General features: G+C 72.7%; 14 protein-coding genes. 6 read left to right on the top strand and 8 right to left on the bottom strand.

The window, feature by feature from the left end; all coding sequences use genetic code 11:
- Window positions 1-191 precede the first annotated feature (191 nt).
- The 5 genes from ACSC1Q_RS20700 to ACSC1Q_RS20680 form a co-directional block, all read right to left on the bottom strand.
- A complete protein-coding gene (locus tag ACSC1Q_RS20700; RefSeq protein ID WP_436760343.1) occupies window positions 192-1,088 on the bottom strand; it encodes a DNA-3-methyladenine glycosylase family protein in 897 nt (298 codons plus the stop codon).
- Window positions 1,089-1,111: 23 nt separating this feature from the next.
- Complete coding sequence (gene manB, locus ACSC1Q_RS20695; RefSeq protein WP_436760342.1) at window positions 1,112-2,191, bottom strand: mannose-1-phosphate guanylyltransferase; 1,080 nt, start codon at window positions 2,189-2,191, stop codon at window positions 1,112-1,114.
- A gap of 32 nt (window positions 2,192-2,223) precedes the next feature.
- Complete coding sequence (locus ACSC1Q_RS20690) at window positions 2,224-3,345, bottom strand: glycosyltransferase family 4 protein (RefSeq protein ID WP_436760341.1); 1,122 nt, start codon at window positions 3,343-3,345, stop codon at window positions 2,224-2,226.
- Window positions 3,346-3,436: 91 nt separating this feature from the next.
- On the bottom strand, window positions 3,437-4,354 hold the full coding sequence (locus ACSC1Q_RS20685; RefSeq protein WP_436760340.1) for a lysylphosphatidylglycerol synthase domain-containing protein: 918 nt from the start codon (window positions 4,352-4,354) through the stop codon (window positions 3,437-3,439).
- Window positions 4,355-4,571: 217 nt separating this feature from the next.
- Complete coding sequence (locus tag ACSC1Q_RS20680) at window positions 4,572-5,411, bottom strand: class I SAM-dependent methyltransferase (protein WP_436760339.1); 840 nt, start codon at window positions 5,409-5,411, stop codon at window positions 4,572-4,574.
- A gap of 127 nt (window positions 5,412-5,538) precedes the next feature.
- Between ACSC1Q_RS20680 and ACSC1Q_RS20675 the strand changes: the two genes are divergently transcribed.
- On the top strand, window positions 5,539-6,498 hold the full coding sequence (locus tag ACSC1Q_RS20675) for a lysylphosphatidylglycerol synthase domain-containing protein (protein WP_436760338.1): 960 nt from the start codon (window positions 5,539-5,541) through the stop codon (window positions 6,496-6,498).
- On the opposite strand, the gene ACSC1Q_RS20670 is transcribed toward ACSC1Q_RS20675, so the two are convergent.
- The 3 genes from ACSC1Q_RS20670 to ACSC1Q_RS20660 form a co-directional block, all read right to left on the bottom strand.
- Window positions 6,450-7,541 carry a glycosyltransferase family 4 protein gene (locus ACSC1Q_RS20670; protein ID WP_436760337.1) on the bottom strand — a complete coding sequence of 364 codons (1,092 nt, stop codon included), beginning with the start codon at window positions 7,539-7,541 and terminating at the stop codon, window positions 6,450-6,452. The two genes, ACSC1Q_RS20675 and ACSC1Q_RS20670, sit on opposite strands and share 49 nt — an antisense overlap.
- Complete coding sequence (locus ACSC1Q_RS20665) at window positions 7,541-8,434, bottom strand: glycosyltransferase family 2 protein (protein ID WP_350973122.1); 894 nt, start codon at window positions 8,432-8,434, stop codon at window positions 7,541-7,543. Before ACSC1Q_RS20665 ends, ACSC1Q_RS20670 begins: the two co-directional genes overlap by 1 nt.
- A 127-nt stretch (window positions 8,435-8,561) precedes the next feature.
- Window positions 8,562-10,676 carry a hypothetical protein gene (locus ACSC1Q_RS20660; protein ID WP_436760336.1) on the bottom strand — a complete coding sequence of 705 codons (2,115 nt, stop codon included), beginning with the start codon at window positions 10,674-10,676 and terminating at the stop codon, window positions 8,562-8,564.
- A gap of 186 nt (window positions 10,677-10,862) precedes the next feature.
- Here ACSC1Q_RS20660 and ACSC1Q_RS20655 point away from each other — a divergent pair, with 186 nt between their 5' ends.
- From ACSC1Q_RS20655 to ACSC1Q_RS20635, 5 genes are all read left to right on the top strand, one after another.
- Window positions 10,863-12,389, top strand: a complete 1,527-nt coding sequence (locus ACSC1Q_RS20655; RefSeq protein ID WP_436760335.1) for a glycosyltransferase family protein — start codon at window positions 10,863-10,865, stop codon at window positions 12,387-12,389.
- A 154-nt stretch (window positions 12,390-12,543) separates the two neighbouring features.
- Window positions 12,544-14,163 (top strand): LCP family protein, encoded by a 1,620-nt coding sequence (locus ACSC1Q_RS20650; RefSeq protein ID WP_436760334.1) that lies wholly within the window; start codon window positions 12,544-12,546, stop codon window positions 14,161-14,163.
- A 474-nt stretch (window positions 14,164-14,637) separates the two neighbouring features.
- Window positions 14,638-16,692, top strand: a complete 2,055-nt coding sequence (locus ACSC1Q_RS20645) for an acyltransferase family protein (RefSeq protein WP_436760333.1) — start codon at window positions 14,638-14,640, stop codon at window positions 16,690-16,692.
- A 100-nt stretch (window positions 16,693-16,792) separates the two neighbouring features.
- Window positions 16,793-17,878, top strand: a complete 1,086-nt coding sequence (locus tag ACSC1Q_RS20640; RefSeq protein ID WP_436760332.1) for a glycosyltransferase — start codon at window positions 16,793-16,795, stop codon at window positions 17,876-17,878.
- On the top strand, window positions 17,863-18,600 hold the full coding sequence (locus ACSC1Q_RS20635) for an acetoacetate decarboxylase family protein (RefSeq protein ID WP_436760331.1): 738 nt from the start codon (window positions 17,863-17,865) through the stop codon (window positions 18,598-18,600). Before ACSC1Q_RS20640 ends, ACSC1Q_RS20635 begins: the two co-directional genes overlap by 16 nt.
- Window positions 18,601-18,909: the final 309 nt, after the last annotated feature.

Below are 18,909 nucleotides of genomic sequence, written 5' to 3'. Positions count from 1 at the left end.
AGCGGGAGACCCATCCGGATCCCCCGAGGAGATCCCCTCGGACCCCACCCTCCAGGAGCCGAAAATGATCGCGTTTCTCATCGTCCTCGTCGCCGTCGTCGCCGTCGCCCTCCTCGCCCCGCTGATCGGCGCCGACACGCGCGACAGCCTCGACTGGCACAGCGACGAACCCTCCCCCGACGAGGGAGCGCTCAGAACGACCGGTAGTCGCGAACGGGCATTCGCGGCCCGCGAGCGGGTGGCCGCACACCGCCCAACCCCAGCAGCCGGCTGACCCGGTGCCGGTGCCCCCGGTAGGGAGCGAGCAGCAGCATCATCCGCGCGTCGTCCACCCGCTCGCCGCCGAGCGACCAGCCGACCAGCGACGGCAGGTGGAAGTCGCCCACCGAGACGGCGTCCGCGTCGCCGTGCGAGCGCTGGCGCACCTCGGCGGACGTCCACACCCCGATCCCGGGCAGCGCCCTCAGCAGCCGATCCGCGTCGGCGCTGCCCTCGATCGCCTCCAGCTTCCCCGCGTGCCGGGCGGCGTTCGCGATCGTCCGGGCCCGCACCGCCTCCGCCCCCGCGCGGTGCCAGTCCCACGAAGGGATCGACCGCCACACCTCGGGCTCGGGAAAGACCCTCATCCCCTCGGGCGCGGGCCCCGGCGCGGGCTCGCCGTAGCGGCCCAGCAGCCACCGCCACGCCCGCCACGCCTCGGTGGAGACCACCTTCTGCTCCAGTACGGCCGGGACCAGCGCCTCGAACACCCGTGAGGTCCTGCCGATCCTGAGCCCCGGATAGCGCCTCGCCGCGTTCCTCAGAACCTCGTGCCCGGGAACGAACCCCGACACGTCGTCACCGGCTCCGAGCAGCGCCGGAAGCGTCTCCAGCATCCACTCCGCCCCCGGCCCCCACGCCGTGGCGGCCACCCCGCCGTTCAGCGGGGACACCCGCAGCGTCCCCGGCCCGTCCGGCGTACGCGAGGTCCGCCAGAAGGCCCCGCCGGGCGCCGGCCTCAGGGCGGGGTCGCCGGTCCCGCGCCGGTGCGGGTCGAGCGCGAGCGCCAGGTCGACCGGCCACGGCGGGCACCACTCGCGTTCCCTCACGAAGGTGCCCGCGCCGCGAACGGTCAGATGTCGCTGGAGAAGCGGATCGCGAACTCGGGGAGCACGACGCCCGGCCAGACCCGGCTGCCCGCGATCAGCTCGTTCCCCGAGCCGACCACGGCGCCGTCGCCGAGGACCACGTCCCGCAGGACCGCTCCGGAGTTGACCCTCGCCCCGATGCCGACCACCGAGTCGACCACGACCGCCCCCGAGTGCACGACGCAGTCGTCGCCGAGCACGCTGCCGCTGATCTGCGCCCCCGACTCCACGATCGCGCGGGCGCCGATCACGGAACCGCCGGAGACCTTGGCCTCGGGCGAGATCATGGCGCCGGGCAGGGCGAGGAAGTCGCCGGTGGGCCCCGGCAGGGCGGGCGAGGCGAGACGTCCGAGGACCAGGTCGCGGGAGCCCTTCACGAAGGCGGCGGGCGTGCCCACGTCGAGCCAGTAGGAGGCGTCGGCGAAGCCGAGCACCAGGGCACCGGCCTCGATCAGGCCGGGGAAGGTCTCGCGCTCGACCGAGACGACCTCGCCCGCCGGGATCGTGTCGATCACCGAGCGGGTGAAGACGTAACACCCGGCGTTGATCCGGTTGGTGACCGGGTTGGGGGTCTTCTCCAGGAAGGCGGTCACCCGCCCGTCCTCGTCGGTCGGCACGCAGCCGAAACGCGAGGGATCCTCCACCTCGGTCAGGTGCAGGGTGACGGCGGCCTTTCTCGCGACGTGCGTCGCGATCTGCTCGCCGATGTCGTGACCGGACAGGATGTCACCGTTGAGGACCAGCACCGGGGCGTCGGGGCCGCAGGTCAGCGCCTCGGCCGCGTTGCGGATGGCCCCGCCGGTGCCGAGCGGGACCTCCTCCGTCATGTATTCGAGCGAGAGGCCGAACGCCTCGCCGTCCCCGAAGGCCTCGGAGAACATCTCCGCCCGGTAGGAGGTGGCGAACACGATGCGGCGCACGCCGAAGGCCCGCGCCCTGGCGAGCTGGTGGGCGAGGAAGGGAACCCCGGCCGTGGGCAGCAGGGGTTTCGGGGTGCCGAGCGTCATCGGACGCAGGCGCGTCCCTCGTCCACCGACAAGGAGGATCGCCTCTAGATCGGGCAAGGGGGTCTCCATCATTCCGCGAGGTTAGCTCACTACTCGGCCGCGCGCTGGTAGGAGAGCAGGTGCGCCTCGGCCGAGGCGTCCCAGGTGAACTCCTTGGAGCGGGCGATCCCGGCCACGGACAGCGCCTCCCTGCGCTCGGGTGACGAGAGCAGCGTGCGCAGCGCCTCGGCGATGCTCTCGGCGTCGGGCTCGGTGTAGGCGACCGCGTCGCCGCCCACCTCGGGCAGCGAGGTGCGGTGGGTGGTGAGCACCGGCGCGCCGCAGGCCATGGCCTCCAGCACCGGCAGCCCGAAACCCTCGCCCCGCGACGGGAACGCCGCGACCACCGCCCCGCCGAGGAAGCCGCACAGGTCGGCGAACGACAGGAAACCCGGCCGGAGCACCCGCACGGTCGAGGGGACCTCCTCCACCGCGGCGTCCACCTCGACGTCGCGGATGCCCCCGGCGAGCACCAGGGCGGGCGGATCCAGGATGTCCCCCACGGCGCGGACGAAGCCGCGGATCAGGTTTGGCACGTTCTTACGCGGCTCCAGGGGGCCGAGGAAGGCGACGTACGGGGTGCCGTGCAGGCCGAGCCGGTCGGAGGCGTGCGTGATCTCGCGCTCGGACGGCGGGTGGAACAGCGCCGGGTCGACCCCGTGGTAGGCGACGTCGATGCGGGTCGGGTCGGCCGAGAGGATCCTGATCAGCTCGTCCCTGGTCGCCTTGGAGGGCACGATCACCCGGGTGGCGTGCCGGACCGCGGTGCGGGTCGCGGCGCGGAAGAACGCCGCCTTGACCGCGTCGTGCTGCAGCGGCTCGGTGAAGCAGGTGAGATCGTGGACGGTCGCCACGGTCGGCAGGCCCGAGCTCAGCGGTATCGAGTAGTAGGGGGCGTGGATGACCTCGGCGCCGACCTGCCGGGCGAGGAACGGCAGGCCCGTCTGCTCCCACGTCAGGCGGGCGGCCCGGTTGGTGATCCCGTGAGGCCCCGGCACGATTCGTGCGGAAGGCGCCAGGCCGGCGTATCTGGCGGCGTCGGCGCGCTGGCAGACGACCGCGAGGTCGGCGCCCGCCCTGTCGAGTGCGGCGACGAGTCCATCGACGTACCTGATCAGCGCACCGCGATCGGCCGGAACCGCGGCCGCGTCGACGAGCACTCTCGGCGGCAAGAAGGATCGCTCCCCTCAAGATCCACAGCGGGACGACCGTCCCCTTCCTCTGTTTACTCTATTGCCAGAGTCTCGGAAACCGTGGGGGAAATCACACTGCTTTTCCCGAAGCGTGGTCGTTCCGGGACCCCTCGGCGCGGCGCGCCACCAGACCCGCGAGACCCGCGCAGAGGAGATCGCCGAGAACGATCACGATCCGGGAGCAGAGCGCCGCCGCGATGGCCGTTCCCTGGTCCAGGACCGGCGCCAGGACGGCCACCATCGCCACCTCGCGCACTCCCGCCCCCGCCGGGACGACGAACGTCATGATCCCCAGGCACCACGACAGCGCGAACGCGCCGATCGAGAACAGGATCGCGGGGAACCCGGAGGATCCGAGGTCGTGGACGATCGCCGCCAGGTGCAGCCCGTACGCGATCCAGCCGAGCAGCGCCCAGCCCAGCGCGGTGAGCATGCCCCCGCGGGTGAGCGGGCGCTCCAGCGGCTCGCGTCCGAGCTTGCGCAGCCCGAACCCGAGGACCGCGTTGACCACCCTCGGCTCGAAGGCCACCGCGAGCACCGGGATCAGCAGGAACACCCACGCGTACGGCGCCACCGACCCCGGCAGCGCCGCCAGCAGGGTCACCCCCGAGACCACCAGCCCGCTGCCGAGCTGCACGGGCAGCGTGAGGAAGAACGCCGCCGCGCTCCGCGACCTGGGCACGCCCAGCTCCCGGCCCATCTCCATCTGGGCGATCACCGGCCACAGCGAGCCCGGGATGTACTTGCCCAGCTGGCCCACGAAGAAGACCTTCGCCCCCTCGCGCAGGGGCAGCGGCGAGCCCAGGTCGGCCAGCAGCGCCCGCCACGTCATCATCCCGCCGCACAGCGCGGCGAGCACCGCGACGAGCGACAGCGCGAGCGACGTCCACGACAGCCGGGCGAACCCCGCGCGGATCTCGTCCCACTGGCCCACCACCACCCACGCGCCGAACCCGAGCGCGACGAGCAGGAAGGCGATCCGGACCACGCGCTTCAGGACGGACGTACCGGATCCGGCGCCCGCGCTCACCGGAGACCCGCAGGGGTCGCGCCCGGAGTCGCGTCCGGAGCCGCGGCGTCGGCGGTCACGGCGCGACCGGGGGAGGGCTCGCGGGAGACCCGTGGGGAACTCACGGAACCCGCAGAGGTCACGGCGATCACGGCGTGGCCGGGAGAGGGCTCGTGGGAGACCCGTCGAGAGCTGCTCACAGGGGGCGTACCGGCTCTGGCGGGCGGGGCAGGGAGGGTCCGGCCGGGCGGCGGTCGCCCTTGGTCGCGACCCAAAGGTAGGTGGGCACCACCGGCAGCAGGGCCCGCAGCACCGGGCGGGGCAGCCTCGACAGCGCCCCGCCCGCCACCCGTCCCACCAGGCCGTGGAAGAGCTCGTTCCCGGCGAACGCGGCGGGGGTGGCGAGCACGGGGAAGGTGTAGTCCCACACCCGCAGGCCGCGAGCCATCCTCCGCAGGCCCCGGCGGGTCCGGTAGCGCTCGTAGTAGCTGTCGGCCCGGCCGGAGAGCCGCACGTAGCGGTCGGCCAGCGCGGGCGGCAGGTAGGACAGGAACGGCAGCTTGTAGTGCGGCTCCATCACCCCGAGCCGGTTGCCCAGCCCCAGGTAGAGGACGCCGTCCTCGGAGAGCACCCGGCGCATCTCGGCCATGATCGCGTCCGGGTCGACCACGTGCTCGTAGATGTGGTTGAAGACCAGCACGTCGATCGAGCCGTCGGGGAAGGGCAGCGCGGTGCCGTCGGCGCACACGAACTCGACCCGCTCGCCGAACCTCCGGGACGCCTTGCGCAGGCCCGGCACGTCGATGTCGACGCCGAACGTGTGGCGCGCGCCCGCCGCGGCGAGCTCGTCGGCGATGAAGCCCGCCGAGCAGCCGATGTCGGCGACCGTCAGACCGGCGAGGACGTCCCTGTCCCTGCCGAGGAAGTGCCCGAGCACCGCGACGATCTTCGCGGCCTTCCTGCGGCGCTTCTCCTCGTCCAGCATCGCCGCCTGGAACTCGGAGTACTCAAGCTGCGCGACCCGCTCGGCGCTCATCACTCGCTCACCGTTCCTCTTCTTCCCTTCGCGTGACGCGGCCCGCCACCACTCCGCCACGCCGCCCAAGAGTACCGGTGAGCCGCGACCCTACCGCCGGGTAAGGAGAGCGTCGTACCCTGGGCGGATGCTCAGCCGACTGCGGTCAAGCCGCCTCCTCCGGGTGCTGCTCGCGCTGGTCGCGGTGGGTTTCCTCGGCTACGGCCTGGCCGGGAACCGTGACGAGACGGCGGCCGCGATCTCGCAGCTGTCGTGGTGGTCGCTCGCCGGGTCCTACCTCTCGGTGATGGCCGGGATCGGCGTCATGGTGCTGGCCTGGCGGACGGTGCTGGCCGGGATGGGCTCTCCGCTCCCCCTCGGGAGCAGCGCGAGGGTGTTCTTCGTCGGCCAGCTCGGCAAGTACGTGCCGGGCAGCGTCTGGGCGTACGCCGCGATGATGGAGCTCGGCCGCGACCACGACGTGCCGCCCCGGCGCATGTTCGGCTCCGTCTCCCTCGCCCTGCTGATCTCCCTGGGCTGCGCCCTGCTCGTCGCGGCGGTGACCCTGCGCGAGATCATGACCCAGGCGTGGTACCTGCTGGCGCTGATCCCCGTCATCGCCGTCTGCCTGCACCCCGCGGTGCTCACCTTCGGGCTCAACCTGGCCCTGCGGATCGCCCGCCAGGAGCCCCTCGGCCAGGGCCGGCTGCTCAGCGGCAGGGCCGTGCTCGTCGCGGTCGCCCTCACGGTCACCGGCTGGCTGGTGTACGGCCCCCATCTGCTGCTCCCGATGGCCGACCTGGGCGCCTCGGGCGCCTCCCTCTATCCGGTGGCGGTCGGCGCCTACGCGCTGGCCTGGGCGACGGGCATCGTCACGGTGATCGTCCCCGCCGGGATCGGCGTCCGTGAGGGGGCGCTGGTGCTCGCCCTGGCGCCGGTGCTCGACTCCCCCAGGGCGCTGGTGGCCGCGGTGGTGTCGAGGGTGATGTTCACCCTCGCCGACCTGAGCTGGGCCGGGATCGGCTTCCTGTGGGGACGCCTCTCCGCCCCCGCGGACCGTCAGCGCGAGGAGCCCGAGCCCGAGCCGGAGACCAGTGTCTCGACGTAGGAGGTCCAGTAGGGCTCGGGGTCGACGGCCTTGACCCCGGCGCGCAGCCGCTCGGGCTCGCCCGGCCGGTAGAACGCGGCCAGCGCGGCGCGCAGCCCCTCCACCGAGCCCGGCTCGACCAGCAGCCCGTCCACCCCGTCGGTGACGTGGTCGCCGAGCGTGCCCGCCCGGCTGGCGACGACCGGCACCCCGTGCTCGTGGCCGAGCCACACCTGCTGGCTCGCCGTCCCGCTCCGGTAGGGCAGGACCAGCGCGTCCACGTCCGCGAACAGCCCCGGCACGTCGGCCGAGGCCACGTACCCCGGCCGCAGCTCCACCCGCCCGTCCAGCCCCAGCTCGGTGACCAGCGCCCTGGTCGTCTCCTCCAGGCCGCCCCAGAACTCACCGGCGACCCGCAGCGACACCCCCTCGGGCAGCGCGCGGAGCAGCAGGTCCAGCCCCTTGTACGGCCGGACGAGGCCGAAGAACAGCAGCCTGTCGTGCACGCCCTCCTCCGGGCCGCGGCGCTCGGTCCCCGACGGAAGGTGCGGCGCCATCTCGGCCACCCGCACCGGCGTGGCCGCCAGGTCGCGGGCCTTCTCCGCCTGCCCCTCGGAGTGGACGAGCACCGCGTCGACCCGGCGCAGCAGCGCCTTCATCAGCGGCGTGTCGTACGGCTTGCGCTCGTGCGGCAGGACGTTGTGGCAGAGCGCCACGACCCGGGTCCTGCGGCGCAGGCCGTACAGGATGCCCAGGTAGGGGGGGACCTGCACCGGGCTGAGAACGGCGAGGATGACCAGGTCGGCGCTCCTGAGCCGCCTCCCGGCGCGGACCCAGCCGTCCGGGCGGCGCCAGTCGAGGTCGCGCAGGACGTGCGGGAACGGCTCGCCGTCGGGCGTGTCGGCGGTCTGCTTGCCCGGATACAGGAAGGAGGGGTACTGCGCCCGCCACGACTCGATCACCACGTCGTGCCCGGCGGCCCGCAGCCGGTGGGCGAGCTCGGTGGTGTGCGCGGCCCCGCCGCCCTTGTAGGGGTACGTCGGCCCGACGACGGCGATCCGCACTACTCGCTCCTGGAGCGCACGATGAGGTCGGCCAGCAGCGCCAGCGAGCCGATGAGCAGGCCGGACAGGAAGATCACGATGGTGTTGCTGGTCAGGTAGAACCCGTAGCGGACGATGTCGACGACGCCCTTGACCAGGCCGATGCCGACCAGCCAGAGCGCGGGCGGCATGAGGACCTTGAGCGGGTTGAAGTACATGACCATCCGCAGCACCTGCAGGATGTAGCGGTAGGCGTCGGAGACGAAGCTGAACTTGGACTTGCCCGCCCGCTTGCTGTAGCCGATCGGCAGGTAGTAGACGTCGTGCTGGTTCGACAGGAACGAGAGCGTGATCGTCGTGACGCAGGAGAACCCGGGTGGCAGCAGCCTCAGATAGGGCTTGGCGACCGACTTGCGGAACGCCCGCAGCCCGCTGTTGAGGTCGGGGATCTTCTGCCCGGCGAGCCGCTCGGCCACCTTGCGGATGAACCACTTGGCCGGGACCCGCAGGAACTTGTGCGAGCCCTCCTCGCTGGTCCGCGCGCCCACGACCTGGTCGATCGCCGGGTCCTTCTCCAGGATCTGGATGAGCTCGGGGATGCGCTCGTTCGGGTACGTCATGTCGGCGTCGGTCCACACGACGATCTCGCCGTTCGCCTCCTGGGTGCCGATCCTGCGCACCGTGCCGGAGCCGCCGTTGCGGTGGAAGGCCCTGATCCGCATGTTCGGGAACCTGGGCGCGGCCTCCTGCAGCCTGGCCAGGGTCTCGTCGGTGGAGAAGTCGTCGACCGCCACGAGCTCGTAGGTGTATCCGCTGTGGTCCATTGCCTCGCAGATGCGCTCGACCTCGGCGATGACGTGGTCCTGCTCGTTGTAACACGGCAGGACGATGGTCACGTACGGCGTTGCGTCCACGGCTGATCCACTCTCGGGCTCTCGGGCATGCTCTCGACGGGCGAGGATACTCTGCCCGGCAGGCCCCCGAGCGCACATCACCTCTTCGGGCACGGCCCGGGGGTCGGCCTGGTCGTCGCGATATCCCTCACGTGTCCGTGTTGGCGCGCGGGACCGTCATCCAGACGTCGGCGGCCAGGGACCAGGTGCCGTTGGGGGCGTCGACGAGGGAGCGGTCGTCCTGGCGGGTGCGGAGGTTCATGATGTGGACGGGGGTGCCGTACCCGGAGAGCTGCCGGGACTCGGCGGCGAGCAGGACCGGGGTGCGTCCGGCGGCGCGGACGCGGGCGGCCAGCCGGGCGACGTCGGCGGCCCTGGGGACGTCGGAGCGATAGATCGTGAGGCGGGCGGCCGGGAGGCCGCAGACGCCCCGGACGACCTGGGTGAAGCGGGCGGCGGTGACGCGTTCGACGACGAGCACCGAGGCGCGCGGCGGGAGGGCCGCGCACATGTTCTCGACCGCCGCCAGCTCGCCCCGGTCGACCGGGCTGAACGCCGTCCCCCCCGAGGTGATCACCGGGGGGACGAGGAAGAGGATCGCGCCGGCCGCGACGAGGCCCCTGCGCGCGCCCTGGCCGTACCCCGACCTCCGCGCCCTGCCGCGCGCCCAGCGCAGGCCCCAGGCGGCGAGCAGGATCAGGCCGGGGATGACGACGGGGACCAGCCGCCGGGCGGCCCACGGGTGGTCGGGGGTGATGCCGGGCCGGTAGAGCGTGGTGACCGTGGTCCAGCCGATGACGGCGAGCGGCAGCAGCCAGCCGGGGGCCGTCCCCCTGACCAGTCCGCGCACGAGCAGGGCCGCGGCGAGGACGGCCAGGAGCGCCACGGGCGGCCCGACGTACCAGACCACCCAGTGCGCCGAGTTCTCGTAGTAGAGCCGGGAGCCGTCGAGCGGCAGGCGGTTGATCCGCTGGACGCCCTCGATGAACTGCGCGGTCACCCGGTCGTCCGGCGTGACGGGCCGCCGGGTCACGGTCTCCAGCCACGGGCGGGCGGCGAAGGCCGCCGCGACCAGCGCGACCAGGCCGGCGGCGATCTCGGGCAGCCTCGGGACACCGGCCACCCGCCGCAGCGGGCCCGCGAGCCGCGGGGCGAGCGCCGTCGCCACCACGGTGAGGACCACGACCGCGCCGCAGATGGCCAGCAGCGGGACGACCGAGTCCGACAGGTAGTCCAGGTACGGCCTGGACAGCAGGTAGGCGGCGGCCAGCCCCAGCCCGGCTCCCGCCACCAGCCCGCCGAGCAGCGGCACGCCCAGCCGCCCCCCGTCGCGATTCCCCACCCGGCTCAGGGCGATGAGCAGCCCGGCGTAGACGAGCACGGGGAGCACGTCGCGCAGCCCGTCGATCCTGACCAGGACGGCGAGCCCGAGCACCAGCCCCGCCAGGGCCGCTCCCGCCCGCGCCGTCCCCGCGCCGAAGCCCCCGTCAGAACCCTCACCGGGGCCGGAACGGAGCCTGGCCTCGGCGTCGTGCAGCAGGGCGAGACCGCCGAAGAGCAGGACCAGGGACGGGATCTCGCTGAAGGTCGTCCGCGAGGTGTAGAGGATCGGGAGGCAGACGGCGAAGGCCAGCGCGGCGAGAGGCGCCCAGCGAGCCCCGGCGAGCCGGGCGACGACCCCGGCGAGGACCAGCACGGCCGCCATCCCCAGCACCGGCGGCACCAGCAGCAGTCCCGCGACGTCGCCCAGCCAGGCGCCCACCGCGTGGAGCATCGGCGCCCCCGGCATGAACTGCGGCACGACCGCGCCGCCGGAGGCGTAGAAGCCCACGCTGTCGAAGTGGAGCGCCGGGTCGGCGCCGCCGAACGCCTGTTCCTGGAAGGGGATCGGCAGCGAGCCGTGCCTGGCCAGCCAGACGCCGTACTGGGCGTAGGTGGCGGGGTCGCGGCGGACGATCAGCTGCTCGCCGTGGAGCAGGCCGTTGAAGATCCCGGAGCCCAGGGCGGCGGCGACCACCCCGGCGACCTGCCAGGCGGTCGCCTCGACGGTCTCCGGCAGGCGGCGCAGGCCGTACCGGCACAGCAGCGCGACGGCCGCCAGCCCCAGCGGGACCGCGGCGAGCGGCCGGAACCAGCCGAGCAGCAGCAGCGGCAGCCCGGCCAGCAGCCAGCCCGCCAGGACGAGCGCGGGCACGACGGAGACCACGGCGAGCACCCGGCCCGCCGAGGGCCTGCGCGTACGGTCCAGCCAGCCGGTGGTCATGATGCGAACCGAGCGTAGTGCCACTTCCGGCCCGGACCCGGCACGCCGTGCCTGGGCGGGCCCGGGCCCTGGGACGGGACCGAAGGCGTGGCGGGGAGGCCGACACGGGGCCGGCACGAGGCCGGCGCGGGCACGGGGGCGGGTGGAAGCCGGTAGCGTACGCGCAGCGTGCGAGGAGGGGGACGAGTGATCGGGTGGGTGCGGCGGTATCGCGGGTTTCGGGGTGACCGCGAATTTCCCGACCACCGCGGGCCCGAGGGCGGCCACGGGCTTCCCGACCACCGCGGGCCCGGGGGCGATCACGGGCTCCCGGAGCGCCGGTTCCCGGGTCGTCACCGGCTCCTGGAGCACCGCTGGTTCCTGGCCGTGCTGGCCGCGGGGATCGCGCTGCGGGTGATCACCATGCTGGGCTACCGGCCCGCGCTCTGGTTCCCCGACTCCTACACGTACGTCGTCACCGCCCTGAAACCACGGCCCGACCTGGTCCGTCCGGCCGGATACCCGATGTTCATGCGGCTGCTCGAACCGTTCCACGAGTTCGCCGTCGTCGCGCTGGCCCAGCACCTGCTCGGGCTGCTGGTCGGCGTGCTGGTCTATCTCACCGCGCGGCGGCTGCGGGCGCCCGGCTGGGCCGCCACGCTCGCGTCCGCCCCCTCCCTCCTGGACGCCTACCAGATCCAGCTGGAGCACCTGCTGGTCTCCGACACCCTGTTCGCGGTCCTGATCATGTCGGCGGCCTGCCTGGCCGTGCGCGGGTCCGTCGGATGGCGTACGGCGTGCGGGATCGGGCTGCTGCTCGCGGCGGCGACGCTGACCAGGACCGTCGGGCTGCCGCTGGTGGCCCTCTTCGCGGCCTGGCTCATTTTCAGGGAGCGGGGCCGGGTGCTCGCGGCGGGGGTGATGCTCGCCGCCGCGACGGTGCCCGTCCTGGGGTACGGGGCCTGGTTCTACGCGACGTACCACCGGATCGGCATCGTGGGCGCGAACGGCGTCTTCCTGTACGGCAAGACGATGACCTTCGCCGACTGCGGCGTGATGCGCCCGCCGCCCGACCTGGCCGTGCTCTGCGACCCCCGCCCCGCGGCACAACGGCCTCCCGCGCAGGAGTACGTCTGGGCGCAGGACTCGCCGCTGGTCGAACTGCCCGGCATCACCTTCACCAGGACGAACGACACGCTGGCCGGCCGGTTCGCGTCGCTGGCGATCCTGAGCCAGCCGCTGGACTATCTCGGCTCGGTCGCCTCGGAGCTGGCCCGCTCGTTCACCGTGGGCCGCCCGGTCTATCCGGACCAGGAGATCTACGACTACTACCAGTTCCCCGCGACACCGCCCGCGCCACCGGGGCGCTATCCGGCGACCGTGGGCGCCGAGGCCGCGAAGCGCTACGAGCGGGGCCCGATCTCCACCCGGATCGTCGAACCGTACGCGGGCTGGATCCGTACCTATCAGGGAATCGCCGGCCTGCCTGGCGCGGCGGTCCTGGTGATCCTGCTGCTACCGCCCGCGGCGGCGTGCGTCCGGCGCTTTCGCCCGGACTCCACGGCGTGGGCGCTGCCCTGGTCGGTGGCGGTGGTGCTGCTGGTGATGCCGGCGGCGGTGGCGGAGTTCGACTACCGGTACGTTCTGCCGGCCGTGCCCGCCGCCTGCCTCGCGGCGGCACTTGCTGTACGTAAACCTAATTTCAGTAACATTCCTACTAATGTCCGTATTTGAGTATGCTGGCCGCCGGATCCATCATGGCGGTGTCAGGGGGCGGTCTTGGCCAAGTTCGCATCATCACGACTCCTGGCGCACACCTCGTGATCTACCCTTTGGGCTCGATGACCGAGCACGGGCACCGGACGACGCCGCCTAGCGGGAGGATCGCATGAGCGACCACCGGCAGGCGGCCGTCAGAGACCGCCGGGGCGAACCCGCCTCCCACGGCCGCCGGGGCGCGCGGCGCGCCGGAGGGGACGGCCCTCCCCCGGAGAGCTCACCGAGAGACCTCCCGACGCAGCCGAAGGACGCGGTGCCGAGAGGCAAGGGCCGCAAGCAGGGGCGGCTCACCGCCGGCGCCTGGGCCGGCATCGCGGCGACCGGCCTGCTGGTGCTCGGCACCCTGGGCGGCTACGGGGTCTACCGCAACACGTTCAGCAACATCAGCGGCCTCAAGATCGACGACAAGCTCGGCAACGACCGGCCCGCGGCCGTCAAGGGCGCCCTCAACGTGCTGATCGTGGGCTCCGACACCCGCGAGGGCGACAACCTCAAGTACGGCCAGAAGATGGCCGACGCGGGCAAGCGCACCGACACGATCATCCTCATGCACATCGCCCCCGACCGCGACAAGGCGACGTTCGTCAGCTTCCCCCGCGACTCGATGGTCGACATGCCCGCCTGCAAGTCCGAGACGGGCGCGCCGGTGGCGGCCCGCACCGAGATGATCAACGCCGCCTACAACGAGGGCGGCATCACCTGCACGATCACCACGATCGAGGCGCTCACCGACATCCGTATCGACCACTTCGTCGAGGTCGACTTCACCGGCTTCAAGAACATCGTGGACGCCCTCGGCGGCGTCAGGGTCTGCCTGACCAAGCCGGTCGACGACAAGAAGGCCAAACTCACCCTCTCGGCGGGCTGGCACCTCCTGGCGGGCGAGAAGGCCCTGGGCTACGTCCGGCTGCGCGGCTACGGCGACGGCAGCGACATCGGCCGCATCAAGCGCCAGCAGGTCTTCCTCAGCCAGGTGGTGAAGAAGGCCACCAGCAGCGAGCTGCTCACCGATCCCGGCAAGATGCTGAACTTCATCAACACCGCCGCCAAGTCCGTCCGGATGGACGAGGAACTCGCCAAGGACACCGGCACCTTGCTGCAGATCGGGCAGAGCGCCCAGAAGCTGACCGCGGGCGGCGTCAAGCTGATCACCGTCCCGTGGGGGCCCCACCCCGACGACCCCAACCGGGTCGCCTGGGTGCAGCCGTACGCGAACCAGCTGTTCGCCGCGATCAAGAGCGACACCGAGGTCACCCCGCCCCCGGACCCCAAGGCGAAGCCCACCGTCAAGCGCGAGCAGGTCAGGGTCCAGGTGTTCAACGGCACCGACACCCCGAACAGGGCCAGGGAGGTCGCCGCCGAGCTGGCCGACCAGGGCTTCGTGGTCACCCATGTCGGCAACGCCCGCCCGGCGACCGGCAACGTGCCCACCACCACGATCCGCTACGCCAAGAAGGACGCCGCCGACGGCGCCTCGTACGGCGACGCGCTGGCCGCCAGGCTCTCCAGCGACAAGCGCGCCCCGGTCGCGGGCAAGGTGAAGCCGGTCACCACCGAGAAGTACGTCCCGTCCGTGGCGCCCCCGCCCATCCCGAGCGGCAAGGCCCCGACCGGTCCGGTCATCCAGCTGATCATCGGCGCCGACTGGCCGGGCGTCCGCGCCCTCCCGAAGATCCCCGACGCCCTCACGGACAAGGTCGTCGACAGCAAGACCGACCCCTGCACCTGACGCCCCCTTCCGTACGACGGCCCGGCCGGCCCGGCCACCGGACCGGTCGCCGTGGCCGTGTGACCGGATGAAGCCGGACCACCAGGCCTCCGCACGGCCGGATGAAGCCCGACCACCGGGCCTCCGTGCGACCCGCCGCTACGGCCGGATACGGCTGTGTGACCGGTCCGAGCCCGGTTCCACGTCCCGAAGAGGCGGCGGAGGTGACGGCGACGACGGCGGAACCCGGCGAGCCGGACATCCCGCCCGGGGAGGTGACGGGAACCGGCCGTTTGCGGGGATGTGGACAGTCACGATTACCCGAGAACCGCCGGAATCAGAGTGCGCGTGTGCGACAGAGGGCGCACAGTCGGTTTAGGGTTGTTCAAGGCGGCGAGGCGAACGCCTGCCCGCACTCCCGGCCCGTTTCCCGGGCGCCCCGCCGGTCTGCCCGACTACTCCCCGGTCTCCGACAGATAGCTGAGCCTTCCCCTCGTGAGCGACATCCGATCCTTCCAGGTGCCGGCCCCCCAGGACGACGGCGGCTCCGACCCCGGCTCCGGTGGGTCCACCGGCGGGCAGGGCCGGAGATCCGCCCCGTGGCCCGCGCCCGGTCACGCGCAGGCGCCAGGCGGGTCCCAGCCCTCGTGGCCCGAGCCTCCGGGTCCGGCCACCTCCGGCGGGACGTCCCGGCGCGACGCCGGGAACGGCTGGGAGGAGAGCCCCGGCGAGGTCACAGAATGGGGAGGCTACCCGGCGTACCGCGAGCCCCACACCGGTGGCCCGCACGGCTCCCACGACCCGCTCGACCTGTCCAAGCCCCTGGCGGCCGAGCCGGTCCCCCAGGAGCCCTCGTGGATCCGCGAGGAGCCCACGTGGTCCCAGGACGGGCCGGCGTGGGCGCAGGAGTCGTCGTGGGCGCAGGCGTCGTGGGCCCAGGACGACCCCCCGGTGCCGCCGCGCGCACGGGAGGGCTCCTCCCCTTCGACGTCGCCGCGCGCGCGGGAGGACTCCCCCTCGCCGCCGCCCTCGTGGGCGCAGGACGGCCCCACTCCCCCGCAGGGCGCCCCCCAGGTGCCGATCCCCCGGCCCGACTGGGCTCCGCCGCCCACGCCGCCGCGCGTCCCCCCGCCGGGAGGAGCCGCACACCCTCAGGCACCCGGTCACGCACCCGGCCGGGTCCCCGCCCCGGCACAGCCCGGCGTCCCCGGAGACTCCCAGCTTCCCGGACGGCCACGGCTGCCCGGCGAGCCCCAGGCCCCCGTACGGTTCCCCGACCCGGCACGACCGCCGTCCGCCCCGCGGCCCCGGCAGGAGCCTCGGCCGGCCGGTGAGCGTCCCTTCTCCTACTGGGAGAACACCAACCGGGAGAGCGAGCCCTCGTTCTGGAGCCAGGGCCCGCGGGCCGAGCAGGAGCTGCGGGCGGAGCGCGAGCGCGAGCCGGTCGCCGAGGAGGAGACCCCGGCCCCTCCCGCCAGGAAGAAGCGCGAACCCTACCTCGACAACGTGAAGTTCGTCCTGATCGCCCTGGTGGTGACGGGCCACTCGCTGGTCCCCACCCTGAAGGCGCACTCGGCGGAGTCCGCGTACCTGTTCATCTACATGTTCCACATGCCGGCGTTCGTGCTGATCAGCGGCTACCTGGGCCGCAACTTCTGGAACTCCAACGCGAAGATCAACAAGCTGGTCGACACCCTGCTGATCCCGTACGTGGTCGTGGAGATCGGCTACGCGCTGCTCCGCTACGGGCTTGGCCAGAAGTGGACGCTGACGATAATTGATCCGGCCTGGCTGAACTGGTATTTGCTGGCCCTGGTCCTCTGGCGGATCTCCACGCCCATCTGGACGCGGATGCGGCAGCCGTTGCTGGTCGCGGTGGTCATCTACATGGCCGCGGGCTTCTCGGAGATCTCCGGCGACTTCAGCATCGACCGCTTCTTCGGCCTGCTGCCGTTCTACGTGCTCGGCCTGCTGCTCAAGCCGGAGCACTTCGACCTGCTCAAGCCCCTCTGGGTCAAGATCACCTCAGCGGTCGTCCTCGTCGGCGCCGCCGGGGTGGCGGTCGTCATCGCGCCCCGCGTCCCGCTCGACCCGATCTACTTCCGCTACAGCTTCAAGGCCATGGACATGTCCTGGTGGCTGGGCTTCGGCGTGCGCGGCGCCGTGCTGGTCGCGGCGCTGGTCATGACGGTCGCGGTGCTCGCGCTGGTGCCCCGGGGCGAGACCTGGTTCTCCGACCTCGGCACCCGCACCCTGTACGCCTACCTGCTCCACGGCGTCGTGGTGGTCATCGCCAAGGACCAGGGCTGGCTGAGCTTCCCCTGGCTGTACGGCCCGCTGGGCGTCGCGGCGATCGCGTGCAGCTCGCTCGCCCTCGCCATCGTGCTGTGCCTGCCGGAGACCCGCAAACTCTTCAAGTGGATGCTCGAACCCCGTCTGGTATGGCTCTACCGCCGCCCGTCCCCCCCTCCCGCCGACAACACCGCTACCACCGCACCGGCCGGCGCCACGCCCGCCGCCAGGGAGAGTTCAGCGTCAGTTACCCGGTAATTAACCCCACACATCCGGTGATGACGGAACGAACGCTCAGCATCGGGATATGCGGGTATGCGTCGCGACGATCGCTCATCACCCAGAGGACGCCCGGATCATGCATCGGCAGATCCGGGCGCTCCTCGACGCCGGGCATGAGATCACCTATGTCGCCCCTTTCACCGACTGCAACGTCACCCCGGATCCCGGGATCCGGGCGGTCGACGCGCCCCGGGCCACGGCCGGGCGGCGCAGGCGGGCGCTGAAGGCCGCCCGGGGGGCGCTCAAGCGCGGGGTGGAGGGCGCCGACCTGCTCGTCGTACACGACATGGAGCTGCTGTTCCGCCTGCCCAGGCGCCGCCCCGTCACCGTCTGGGACGTGCGCGGGGACGTCGGGGCCGCCTGGGGCGCGGCCACCGGCCTCCCCGGGCTCCCCGGCCACCTGCGCCGGGCCCTGCCCGCGCTGGTACGCCGGGTCGAGGCCCGCGCGGAGCACCGCCTGCACCTGATCCTGGCCGGGGACTCCTACCGGGAGCGGTTCTCCGGCCCCCACCCGGTGGTGCCCGACGCCGCCTACGTGCCCTCGGTGCCGCCCGCGCGGCCCGGCCGGAACCGGGTGGTCCACGTCGGCCACCTCTCCGAGGCCGGTGGCGTGGCCGAGCTGGTGGAGACGGCCCGGCTGCTGCTCCCGTACGGGATCAGGCTCGACCTGATCGGCTCCGCCGACGTCGGGATCAGGCCGCTGCTGCGGGACGCGCAGCGGGAGGGCCTGCTCGACTGGTACGGCTACGTGCCCAACCGGCACGCGCTGCGGATGGCCGAGGGGGCGATCACCGGCCTGTCGCTCCCGCACGAGGCGCCCGGCCCCCGGCCCGTACCTGCCAAGATCATCGACTACATGTCCCGGGGCGTCCCGGTGGTCACCACCCCCCTGCCCGCCGCGGCGTCCCTGGTCGAGGGGATCGGGTGCGGCGTCGTCGTCCCCTTCGGGGACGCGGGGGCGACGGTACGCGCGGTGCTGGCGTTGCGTGACGATCCGGAAGGGGCCGCCGCGATGGGCGCGCGCGGCCACGCCGAGGCCCTGGCCCACCACAACTGGCCGGACCACGCGGGCGCGTTCGTCGGGCGGCTGGAGGAATGGGCGGGCAAACCAGTGACGTCGGGCCTGGAGATTGGTGTACTGGAGGCATGGCACGCCATCTGATCCAGGGGCGCGAGGTCACCATGCCGGTCCGCGTCCGCGACGTCATGGTCTGCAGCGCGTCCTACCTGGTCCGGGCGGACGCCGCGCGGGCGGTGATCGCCTACTCGCACCTGGACGTCGCCGAGGTGCTGCCCCGCAAGGCCCTGTGCACGCTGGTGTTCGCCGACTATCTCGACAGCGACCTCGACCGCTACCACGAGTTCGGCGTCGCCTTCCTGGCCAGACCTCCTGGCTCGGGCCACGTTCCCGGCGGGGGGCTGCGCGCGAACCTGTCCGAGCTGCGCCGCACCGGCGCCGGGGCGTTCGTCCACTGGCTCCCGGTCGACCGGGGCTTCACCCTGGAGGCGGGGCGCGCCATCTGGGGCTTCCCCAAGGAGCTCGCCGAGATCGACCTGCGCATGTCCTCCCCCTACAAGCGGTGCATCGTCCGCAAGGACGGCCGCCTGGTGCTGGACCTGCTGATCAAACCCGGTGTCCCGGTGCCGGGCACCGGCATGATGACCGCCCTCGACGCCTACAGCCACCTGGACGGCGTCACCCGCCGCATCCCGTGGTCGCTGTCCCCCCGGGGGATCCGCACGCGTCCCGGCGGAGCCCTCATCCGCCTGGGCAACCACCCGATCGCCAAGGAGCTGAGCGAGCTCGGCCTGCCCAAGCGCGCCCTGGTGACGAGCACGATCTCCCACCTGTCCATGACCCTCGGCGAGGCCAAGGAACCCTAGACGAGAAGTTCCGAAGTAGCCGGCGTGGCTGATGGTCCGCTGCGCCGGGTTGGCCGCTTGCGGCCCGCCCGTGGAGCGGATGCTTCGCCGGTGCGCCTGAAGCCCACCCCGGCCCGACCGGCCACGTCCCCCGGACATCGCAAAACCGGCCACCTGACAAGACGAGGGTGTCGAAGATCAGTTTGTGACGACCGACCTGGACACCCTCGTGATCGCACTCCACGTGAAGATCGACGACAAGATTGCAGGAACGCGACGCCTCGCCCACCAGCTCCAAGCCCTCGGCACGGGCCTGGTCGACCAGCCTGC

The organism is Streptosporangium heterodermiicola, from assembly GCF_051390675.1.
Lineage (GTDB): Bacteria > Actinomycetota > Actinomycetes > Streptosporangiales > Streptosporangiaceae > Streptosporangium.
Note: the sequence above shows the minus strand (reverse complement) of the source record. Positions and strands in the feature narration are given on the sequence as shown.

Bases quoted from the DNA above. Each gene is read 5' to 3' on its own strand.
- ACSC1Q_RS20660 (WP_436760336.1), bottom strand. From the start codon at position 10,676: ATGACCACCGGCTGGCTGGACCGTACGCGCAGGCCCTCGGCGGGCCGG.
- ACSC1Q_RS20675 (WP_436760338.1), top strand. From the start codon at position 5,539: ATGCTCAGCCGACTGCGGTCAAGCCGCCTCCTCCGGGTGCTGCTCGCG.
- ACSC1Q_RS20640 (WP_436760332.1), top strand. From the start codon at position 16,793: ATGCATCGGCAGATCCGGGCGCTCCTCGACGCCGGGCATGAGATCACC.
- ACSC1Q_RS20680 (WP_436760339.1), bottom strand. From the start codon at position 5,411: ATGAGCGCCGAGCGGGTCGCGCAGCTTGAGTACTCCGAGTTCCAGGCG.
- ACSC1Q_RS20650 (WP_436760334.1), top strand. From the start codon at position 12,544: ATGAGCGACCACCGGCAGGCGGCCGTCAGAGACCGCCGGGGCGAACCC.
- ACSC1Q_RS20635 (WP_436760331.1), top strand. From the start codon at position 17,863: ATGGCACGCCATCTGATCCAGGGGCGCGAGGTCACCATGCCGGTCCGC.